Origin of the sequence: Streptomyces lunalinharesii, assembly GCF_039532155.1 — a bacterium.
Taxonomy (GTDB): Bacteria; Actinomycetota; Actinomycetes; order Streptomycetales; family Streptomycetaceae; genus Streptomyces; species Streptomyces lunalinharesii.
The window spans coordinates 182,869-191,566 of sequence record NZ_BAAARK010000015.1; the positions used below are offsets into that span (position 1 = coordinate 182,869).

At 69.3% G+C, this 8,698-nt stretch carries 10 protein-coding genes; 5 read left to right on the forward strand and 5 right to left on the reverse strand.

Annotated features, from left to right (window positions below):
- Positions 1-7 precede the first annotated feature (7 nt).
- A complete protein-coding gene (locus ABD385_RS23035) occupies positions 8-1,000 on the reverse strand; it encodes a GlxA family transcriptional regulator (RefSeq protein ID WP_344579202.1) in 993 nt (330 codons plus the stop codon).
- Between the two features lie 52 nt (positions 1,001-1,052).
- Here ABD385_RS23035 and ABD385_RS23040 point away from each other — a divergent pair, with 52 nt between their 5' ends.
- Together ABD385_RS23040 and ABD385_RS23045 are read left to right on the forward strand one after the other, a co-directional pair.
- On the forward strand, positions 1,053-1,448 hold the full coding sequence (locus ABD385_RS23040) for a cupin domain-containing protein (protein ID WP_344579204.1): 396 nt from the start codon (positions 1,053-1,055) through the stop codon (positions 1,446-1,448).
- Between the two features lie 446 nt (positions 1,449-1,894).
- On the forward strand, positions 1,895-2,392 hold the full coding sequence (locus ABD385_RS23045) for a GNAT family N-acetyltransferase (RefSeq protein ID WP_344579205.1): 498 nt from the start codon (positions 1,895-1,897) through the stop codon (positions 2,390-2,392).
- A 181-nt stretch (positions 2,393-2,573) separates the two neighbouring features.
- On the opposite strand, the gene ABD385_RS23050 is transcribed toward ABD385_RS23045, so the two are convergent.
- Together ABD385_RS23050 and ABD385_RS23055 are read right to left on the reverse strand one after the other, a co-directional pair.
- Positions 2,574-3,158, reverse strand: coding sequence for a hypothetical protein (locus ABD385_RS23050; RefSeq protein WP_344579206.1), 585 nt, complete (start codon positions 3,156-3,158; stop codon positions 2,574-2,576).
- A 257-nt stretch (positions 3,159-3,415) separates the two neighbouring features.
- Positions 3,416-3,568 (reverse strand): hypothetical protein, encoded by a 153-nt coding sequence (locus tag ABD385_RS23055; protein ID WP_344579207.1) that lies wholly within the window; start codon positions 3,566-3,568, stop codon positions 3,416-3,418.
- A gap of 135 nt (positions 3,569-3,703) precedes the next feature.
- On the opposite strand from ABD385_RS23055, the gene ABD385_RS23060 reads away from it, so the two are divergent.
- Positions 3,704-5,104 (forward strand): hypothetical protein, encoded by a 1,401-nt coding sequence (locus ABD385_RS23060; protein WP_344579209.1) that lies wholly within the window; start codon positions 3,704-3,706, stop codon positions 5,102-5,104.
- 83 nt (positions 5,105-5,187) lie between these two features.
- On the opposite strand, the gene ABD385_RS23065 is transcribed toward ABD385_RS23060, so the two are convergent.
- A complete protein-coding gene (locus ABD385_RS23065) occupies positions 5,188-5,610 on the reverse strand; it encodes a Rid family hydrolase (protein ID WP_344579211.1) in 423 nt (140 codons plus the stop codon).
- 47 nt (positions 5,611-5,657) lie between these two features.
- The gene (locus ABD385_RS23070; protein WP_344579213.1) at positions 5,658-6,332 is read right to left on the reverse strand and encodes an HD domain-containing protein; all 675 of its coding nucleotides are present in this window, start codon (positions 6,330-6,332) and stop codon (positions 5,658-5,660) included.
- A gap of 71 nt (positions 6,333-6,403) precedes the next feature.
- On the opposite strand from ABD385_RS23070, the gene ABD385_RS23075 reads away from it, so the two are divergent.
- A complete protein-coding gene (locus ABD385_RS23075; protein ID WP_344579216.1) occupies positions 6,404-7,393 on the forward strand; it encodes a GlxA family transcriptional regulator in 990 nt (329 codons plus the stop codon).
- A gap of 294 nt (positions 7,394-7,687) precedes the next feature.
- Positions 7,688-8,410, forward strand: coding sequence for a dienelactone hydrolase family protein (locus ABD385_RS23080; protein ID WP_344579218.1), 723 nt, complete (start codon positions 7,688-7,690; stop codon positions 8,408-8,410).
- Positions 8,411-8,698 lie beyond the last annotated feature (288 nt).

The window sequence follows — 8,698 nt, forward strand, 5'->3', positions numbered from 1 at the left end:
CCCACCGTCAATTCATTTCCGGCCCGAACCGGCGCTTGTATGCCGATGGAGTGATACCGGTCTCGCGGCGCATCAGCGTGCGCAAATTAGCAGCGGTGCCAAGCCCGCTGCGCCGTGCGACGATCTCGAAGCGGGATTCACCTCGTTCGATCAACCGGCACGCCAGGGCAAGTCGTTCCCCCGTGAGCCACGTCAGCGGCGTTGTGCCCAGTTGCGCCCGGAAGCGGCGATGCAGTGTCGCCGGACTTACCGCCGCACGCGCCGCAAGATCAGAAACGGTGAGCGGTGAGTCCAACCGTTCCTGGGCCCAAACCAGGACAGGCGCAAGGGACTCGTCTGGCAGGTCGGGCATGGGGCGTTCCACAAACTGCCGTTGCCCACCATCCCGGTGCGCTGCGAAGACCAGCCGTCGGCTCACGGAGTTGGCGACCTCCGCACCATAGTCGCGGCGGACTATGTGCAACCCAAGATCGAGCGCAGCCGCGCTGCCCGCGGCGGTGAGGATGTCGCCGTCATCCACGAACAGCACGTCCGGTTCGAGCCGGACGGAGGGGAAGCGAGCCCGGAAGGAATCCGCCCACTGCCAGTGCGCGGTGGCCCGGCGCCCGTGGAGGACTCCGGCCTCGGCCAGGGTGAAGGCGCCGCTGCAGAAGCCGACCAGGCGCGCGCCGCGAGCGTGTGCCCGCCGGACGGCATCGAGCACGGCGGGACGGCGGGGCATCTCGATGTCCGGGCGATTGGGGACGATCAAGGTGTCCGCCGCGTCGGCCGCTTCCAGATCGACGACCCCCGTGAGCGTGAAGAATCCGTCTCGCATCAGGGTGCGGGGTTCGGGGGAGCAGAGCCTGAAGTCGTAAAGGTCCCGGCCGATCTCCGGTCTGCGAAGACCGAAGACCTCGGTCGCACAGCCGAGCTCGAAGGGGTTCGAGTTCTCGTCCACGATGACGACGATCCGATGGGGGCCCGCCGCGTGAACTGCCTGCGAGGATTCTTTCGACATGTGCAATTCCTAGCACTCACGCCCGCCGTGCGAAACGGCTCACGATGGGCCCATGAGCAGCGAACCCATTCCCCTCAGCAAGGCCCTGGCCTCCTTCGACGCCCTGTGGAGCCCCCGCATCGTCACGCGTGTCAACGACTACGACGTCCGCGTCGCCAAGGTCGAGGGGGAACACATCTGGCACGTCCACGACGACACCGACGAGTTCTTCCTCGTACTCGACGGCGAGCTGCACATCTGCCTGCGTGAGCCCGAAGGGGAACGCACCGTCCTGCTCTCGCAGGGCGCGGTCTTCACCGTCCCCCGAGGCACGGAGCACAAGCCGTACGCTCCGTCCGGCGCCGCAATCCTCATGTTCGAACCTGCCGGGACACCGACCGTGGGTGATCGCCACGACGAGATCCCGGACCACGTGGACTCAACCACCGGGCATGCCCTCAATGCCTGAGCCGACGGGCTTCGGGCGCGCCCGCTCCCCGTGGCGTCAGCCCGTCGGACCTTCTGACCCGCCGGCCCTGAAAGCCCCGGCGTAAGCCGTGATCGCGCGTACGCCGTCGCCGACCTGGTCTTGAGGACGAATCCGGCAGGGCCTGGCTCGACGGCGCGCTGCGCTCTCCTCGTCATGCCTCCACGTGACGGGCGTGGGCGCCCGGCAACCCGGGCCGGTCGCTTTCGCAGTACGGAACCGCTCATTGGCCAGAACGGGGCGGCAGGACACGGCAGGATGCGCGGCGTGCGCACTCGGACAACTCGTCGGCGGCGTGGCTCATTTCAGGCCGGAGCGCGGTGTGTAGTTGGGCCGGCCTTCCGGGCTGAGTCTTGTCCTTGGCGAGGCTCAAGTGCTCGGCGTGAATTCGGAGGCGGTCTGGGCGGCATGACGGATAGGTTGGTCGGATGTTCACGGTTCGACGCGCCTGCCAGTACGACGGGGACATCCTCGGCGAGATCCACGCCACGGCCTGGGAGGCGGCTTACGCTCCCTTCTTCGCCCCGGAGTTCGCCGCACGTGCGGTGCAGAGCAGACGAACGCGATGGCACGAAAGGCTCGCGCAGGGAGCGCCGACGATCCTGCTGGCCGAACACGACAGCCGTCCGCTGGCGATGTCCGTCTCTGGACCCTCCGCGACCCGGCCGGGGTTTGCCGAGATCCACACCTTTTTCAGCCACCCCGACAGCTGGGGCAGCGGCATCGCCACCGCACTGATGACCGAGACGCTGCGTCACCTGCGCAACGACGGGTTCGCCCAGGTACACCTGTGGACGCTGCGCGACACTCCGCAAGCCCGTCGCTTCTACACCAAGCGCGGCTTCATCGAGTGTGGCACCGCACGCACCCACGACTTCGGCGATGGGAACCCTCTTGACCAGGTCGAATACGAACGAGGGTGTTGATCGTCCGGAGGGTTGCTCGGCATGCGCAGTGGGCGTGCGGTGGGGCTGTCACCCCGGGTTCCGTGGTGGGAGATGCAGGTGCAAGGCTGCCGGGCGCTCCGCCGAAAGGGTCCCTTCCTCAATGAGGAAGGGACCCTTTCAATACGTCACGCCACCACCAACTGCCGCTGTGCGCCTGCCCTCACTTGGTGCACATGGCGTAGGCCCTGGCCCTGCCGCCGTCCATGCGGACGGCCCAGGTGTTCGCCTTCCAGGAGGAGGGGGCGTTGGCGTTGACGGCATCGGCGATGGCGCCGTTGCCGGTGTGAACGGGCTGTGAGTCGTATCCGCCGCCGGCCAGTGTGGTGCCCTCCGGACAGGTGGCGTACACGGTCTCGGCGGGGCCCGACCAGTCGGAGGTGACGACGAGGGGTGCCTGGCCGGAGTCCTTGCTGCACATGGCATACGCGTTGGCGGTGCCGTCGTCCATGCGCACGGCCCAGGTGTTGGGCTTTGATGTGGAGGGGGCGTTGGCGTTGACCGCGTCGGCGTTCGCTCCGTTGCCGAGGTGCACCGGCTTGGAGTCGTAACCGCCGCCCACCAAGGTGGTGCCTGCCGGGCAGGTCGCATAGGCGGTCTGGGCCCGCCCGGACCAGCCCGAGGTGACGATCACCGGCGCGTCAGCCGCGGCGATCGCCCCCACTGCAGGGGCGGCGAGCAGTGAACCGACGGACGCGACCGCGGCAGCGGACGCAAGAGTGGCATAGCGCATGAATCGGCGAGACATCGGGAGCCCTTCCCTCGCAAGAAATCGGCGAACTCCCCTTTTTTACAAGGAGATTAGGCATTCCGAGCCGATAGTTGGTGATCTACCTCAAAAGGGTGAATCAAGGCGGCTTGGCCGAACGGCGCCCGCCGTTCTGCCCACAGGGCCGGTGGCGCGCGGGAGGCCGCCTGGGACTTCGGCGGGCCGGTCTATTCCACAGGCCAACTGCTCCGGGCACGCGCCGTGTTGGGTACGCGCCCGGATGTGGGCAGGCTGCTTCACTGCGGTGGCGTGTTGTCGATGGAGATCACCAGGCCGATCAGGATGAGGAGGGTCGTCACCAGGGGCAGTACGTCCTGCGGAGCCCAGCCGGTCTGGATGGCGAGGGCGACGATGGCGGTGACGGCGTAGGGCCAGGTGGTGCGCTTCACGGTTCAACCTCCGGGGAATCGGTGGGAGTTGTTGTGAAGTGACCGTGCCTCCTGATCCACTTGTCCACTTCAGGCGGAACCCGACGGCGCAGGTCGGTCGCGGACAAATACGGGGTACTGCGTAGGGGAGGGGCCATGGATGCCGCGAAGGGCTCCGGAGGTCGGGGGCGGGGCCGTCCCACGGTCCTGCGGGCGGAGACCGAAGAGGACGCCGCGCTGGCCCGCTGGCTGAAGAACCTCACCCGCGGTCTGACCACTCGGCAGCTGGGCGAGCGCTTCCCCTACAACAAGACGAAGTGGGCCGAGTTCCGCAACGGGACGCGGCGCATCCCCGACTGGCTGATCAAGCAGCTGGTGCAGGAACTCGTCCGCGAACCGCGGCTGCAGGCGAAGAAGGTCGCCGAGGGGCTGCGGCTGCTGGAGCGCGCCGAGCAGGCCGCCGCGGGGAAACTTCCCGAGGCCGTGCGACGACTGCCGGCAGGGGAGCTGCGCGAGCGCCTGGACGAGGCCCGGCAAGGGCAGATCGACGCCCAGAAGACCCTGCTCGGCGCCATGCAGCTGGTGATGATGCTGCTGAACGTCGTCGGCAACCTCACTTCTCAGTACGAAGGGGTCCGGCAGCGGTACCAGGAACTGGAAGAGCAGGCCGCCGTCGACCGGCGGCGCCTGTATCAGGTGCGGTTGCAGCTGGCCGAGCAGCGGCTGGCGGAGGCCCGGCAGGCTCGTGACGAAGCCGAGGACGTCCACCTCGCCGCCCACGCCCAGGGGGAGCTCTATCGCCGTCTGCTCGCTCCCGGTGATTGGCCGGTTGGCCTGTCCCTGCCGCAGGGACAGCCTCGGCAGGCGGACTCGTCCACCTTGACGGCGCAGGAGTGCGACCGACTGCTGTCCGACAGCGAGACCTACCTCGCCCAGGCTCGCGTCGCCCTCGACGACCTGCGGATCCGCCTTGACCTGCCAGTGGTTCACCAGCGGATTGTCCGCGGACAGCTCGCGGACAATTCCGCGGGCGAGGACATTGCCAGAGATGTGGACGTGGATGTCGATGCCGGTGCCGGTGCCGGTGCCGGTGCGGGTGCGGGTGGAGGTGTCGAAGGCGTGGGCGCCGCGCCGGCGTCCGTGGATCTCGGTGCCCGGGTCGATCACCTCGTCCGGCGCTGGCCGTACGTGCCGCTGACGGCGCTGGTGGTGGTGTTGTACGGGGTGATGATGTTTGACGGGCTGGGGATCCGTGCGGTGCACAGCACCCCGCCGAGGGAGTTGCCCTACACCTACTTGGTGAACGATGCCCTCTGGTTCGTTTCGTTCCTTCTGGGGAGCCTGCTGGGTTGCGTTGGCCTGCGCGCGGTTCACGCCTTCGCCTGGGGGCGGTTCGACGACTGGGAGTGGGGCTGGAGATTCCCGCTGCGGCTGATGTTGGTCGGCGTCCTGCTGTTCGTGGCCGTGCTCGTCTTCCCTTCGCTGGGGGACTTCTGGCCGCTGGACTCGTTGATCGACGACACCATCCGGGGCTGGGGCCTGCAGCCCCCGAAGTGACCCCGTCCGCCCGGCCCGGCGGGCGTCCTTGTCGGGCCGGGCGCGTGACGCGGGGCGCAGGGCTTCGGGGGCGGTGTGGCGGGCTACCGGGAGGCGTCGGGATACGCGGCGGTCGCGCGGATTTCGACGAGGAGGCCCGGGCTGGCGAGGCCGCTGACGCCGATGATCGTCCAGGTCGGGTAGGGCGGTGCGACGAGGCGCTGTTTGGTCTCGACGAAGCCGGGCAGATGCTGGCGGATGTCGACGTGGTAGCTGGTGACGTCGACGAGGGCGGACGTGTCGAGGTTCTCCAGGCGAAGGATCTCTTCGATCTTCCGGATGGCGATCTCGGTCTGTTCTTCGATGGTGTCCGGGATGGTTCCGTCGGCGCGGCGACCGATCGTGCCGGCGATGAACAACAGGCCGTGCGCGCGGACCGCTGCGGAATAGCCGAAGCTCGCGAAGGCGGCGGTGGTCGTCCCGAAGACTGCGTTGTCCTCGGGGACTTCGACGGTGTGGACGGTCATTGCGGGGATTCCTTTTCTTCGTTGACGGGGGAGTGGAGTCCGTGGAGTCAATTGCCCCAGCGGGACGTACGGCTGGCGTGCTCCAGTCGGGTCCGGCCGAAGGTCTCGCGTTCGCGGAGGAATTCGCCGGGGATCGCGTACCGGGGTGCGTTCTTCGCGTTGTTCGCGGCCTGCGCGACGATCGCGTCGGTGAGTGAGCGGACCATGTCGAGGCGTGGGTAGGCGGCGTGCACGGCGTCGGCCTGCTCGTCGGTGACGTCGTCGAGGTGGTCGGCGCCCACGGGGCCGCCGAAGTCGAGGGTGACGCCTGCGCGGACGAGTACGCACAGCGTGCCGCGGCGTTCCGCGATGCCCGGGGAGGTGTGCAGGGCGATGGCCTGCCAGACCTGGTCGGCGTCGGCTGCGGGCACTCCGCGGTCGATGAGGAACGCGGCGGCCCGGTCCGCGCCCTCGACCTCGAAGCGCTGGGTGTGCGGGCCGTCCGAGGCCACGCCGAGGTCGTGCAGGGCGCAGGCGGCGAACAGCACGTCGTCGTCGTAGTCGTGGCCGACGGCCAGGCCGAGGCGGCCGGCAACCAGCCGGGCGAAGAGGTAGGTGCGGATGCTGTGGTTGAAGACGGACGGCGTTTCCACCGGTCGGATGAGGTCGATGACGGCGTCTGCGAGCGGTGTGCCGGGCAGCGTGATCGGGTCGGCGGTCGCCTCGTGGGTAGGTGCGGTCATGTCTTCAGCCTGGCCGTGACCGCCCTGACCTGGTGAGAGGCAAAAATTCCATACTTCGATAGATTCTTGCCATGACAGTGCATCGAGTAGCAGTTCTGGCGCTGGACGGGGTCACCCCGCTCGATCTGGCGATCCCGACGCAGATCTTCACCACCCGGCCGGAAACCTCCTACGAGGTGACCCTGTGCGCGCTGGAGGCGCAGGTGGCCACCACCGCGGGCTTCGCCCTGATCGCCGCCGGGGGACTGGAACAGGTGCGCACCGCCGACACCGTGATCGTGCCGGGATTCGAACCGATCCTCCCGTTGCCGGACGCCGCGCTCGCCGCACTGGCCGAAACCCGCGACCGCGGCGCGCGTGTGGTGTCGATCTGCACGGGCGCGTTCGCGCTGGCCGCGGCGGGCGTACTGGACGGGCTGCACGCCACGACCCACTGGAAGCACCTCGACGCGTTCGAGCGGGACTTCCCGGCCGTCACGGTCGACCGCGACGTGCTCTACGTCGACGAGGGCGACGTGCTCACCTCGGCCGGGGTGTGCTGCGGCATCGACCTGTGCCTGCACATCGTGCGCCGCGACCTGGGCGCGGAGGTCGCCAACCAGATCGCCCGCGGTCTGGTCGCCGCCCCGCACCGAGACGGCGGGCAGGCCCAGTACGTGCCGGCTCCCGTCGCGGTGGCCGGTGAGGCGTCGCTGTCCGGCACCCGGGAATGGGCCCTGCACCGGCTCGGCGAGCCGCTCACGCTGCGCGTGCTCGCCCGGCACGCGGGCCTCTCGCAGCGCACCTTCATGCGCCGGTTCACCGAGGAGACGGGCACGACCCCGTTGCAGTGGATGCTCAACGCCCGGCTCGGCAGGGCGCGGGAACTGCTGGAGACCACGGACCGCTCGGTGGAGCAGGTGGCGCGGGACTGCGGGCTGGGCACGGCGGCCAACCTGCGGCTGCACTTCCGGCGCGCACTGGACACCACCCCCACCGCCTACCGCCGCACCTTCACGCGCTCCAACTCGGCCTCGACGTCGCGCAGTCCGGCCTGTTCGCGGGGGGTACCGCCCCTCTGACGTGGGCCGACAGCCCTCGTCCCGTCCGCCGTCGCCGGGCGTCAGCTCGGGGGCCACGGGGAGGCTCCCGGTGCCCCGTGCACGGTCCCGGCTCCGTGCCATCGACCACGGGGTCACCGGAAAAGTCGGTTGGCGGACCGCGGTGGCCACTGCTACGTTTCCGGAGGCCGTGCGAGAGAACGAGGAGGTGGTACCCGTGAACGCAGTATCGACATGGGTGCTCTCCTCCGGGGTCACGGTCGGGCGATAGGTCGTCCGGGAGCGCCGTTCACAGCACTCCCGAAAGGCACGACCATGGACTTCACTTCTGAGAGGCGTCTCGACGACGGCCTCCTTGAGCGCGAATTCACCCTCGGCGAGATCCCCGGCACCCTGTGGACGCCCGAATCCGCGGCAGCGGCGCCGCTGATCCTCATGGCCCACAACAACGGCCTGCCCAAGGGGGAACCCCGGCTGGTGGCCAGGGCCCGGCACACCGCGGCGCAGGGCTACGCGGTGGCCTCCATCGACGCCGCCGGCTGCGGTGACCGGCCCCGTTCCGCCGCCGACCAGCAGGCTCGGGCCGACCTCCGCCGGGCGATGCAGGCCGGCGAGCCGGTCGACGGGATCTTCGAGTCCTTCATCGGCCCGCTGGTCGAAAAGGCGGTCCCGGAATGGCGGACCGCCCTGGACGCCCTCCTCGCGCTGCCTGAGATCGGCGGCCCGGTCGGGTATTCGGGGTGGACCGCCCTCGGCATCCGGCTGGCGGTGGCCGAGCCGCGCATTGCCGCCGCCGGGTTCTTCGCCGGGGGTTACGTGCCCCGCGCCCAGCGCGAGGAGGCCCGGCAGGTCACCGTTCCGCTGCTGTTCCTGCTGCAGTGGGACGACGAGGGGAACCCCCGGCAGCGGGCCCTGGAGCTGTTCGACGCCTTCGGCACCAAGGAGAAGACGCTGCACGCCAACATGGGCGGACACGTCGGTACCCCGTGGTTCGAGCTGGAGGACGGGGGCCGGTTCTACGACCGGCACCTGAAGTGAGGCGGGGCCGCCGGGCCGACAGCGGACGGTGAGCGCTGTCGGCCCGGCGGCCGCCCGTCGAAGACAGGTTCCGGACCTGCTCGGCGCTCCCCGGCGCGGGCTCCTGCCAACTCGGCGGGGGCCCGGGGCGGGGCGTGCAGTGGCCTTGCGCCACGTCGGTACTAGTGGCTCGTCACGCTGCCTTGGCGGGGTAATGAGTCCATGTTCGGATCGTTGAGTCTGGGGCGAAGTTTGTCTTCGGTTTCGCGTGAGTGTTGCGCCAGCGGACGTAGGCTCCGATGGCGGCGT

Bases quoted from the DNA above. Each gene is read 5' to 3' on its own strand.
- ABD385_RS23080 (WP_344579218.1), top strand. From the start codon at position 7,688: ATGGACTTCACTTCTGAGAGGCGTCTCGACGACGGCCTCCTTGAGCGC.
- ABD385_RS23060 (WP_344579209.1), top strand. From the start codon at position 3,704: ATGGATGCCGCGAAGGGCTCCGGAGGTCGGGGGCGGGGCCGTCCCACG.
- ABD385_RS23040 (WP_344579204.1), top strand. From the start codon at position 1,053: ATGAGCAGCGAACCCATTCCCCTCAGCAAGGCCCTGGCCTCCTTCGAC.
- ABD385_RS23035 (WP_344579202.1), bottom strand. From the start codon at position 1,000: ATGTCGAAAGAATCCTCGCAGGCAGTTCACGCGGCGGGCCCCCATCGG.
- ABD385_RS23045 (WP_344579205.1), top strand. From the start codon at position 1,895: ATGTTCACGGTTCGACGCGCCTGCCAGTACGACGGGGACATCCTCGGC.
- ABD385_RS23065 (WP_344579211.1), bottom strand. From the start codon at position 5,610: ATGACCGTCCACACCGTCGAAGTCCCCGAGGACAACGCAGTCTTCGGG.
- ABD385_RS23070 (WP_344579213.1), bottom strand. From the start codon at position 6,332: ATGACCGCACCTACCCACGAGGCGACCGCCGACCCGATCACGCTGCCC.
- ABD385_RS23050 (WP_344579206.1), bottom strand. From the start codon at position 3,158: ATGTCTCGCCGATTCATGCGCTATGCCACTCTTGCGTCCGCTGCCGCG.
- ABD385_RS23075 (WP_344579216.1), top strand. From the start codon at position 6,404: ATGACAGTGCATCGAGTAGCAGTTCTGGCGCTGGACGGGGTCACCCCG.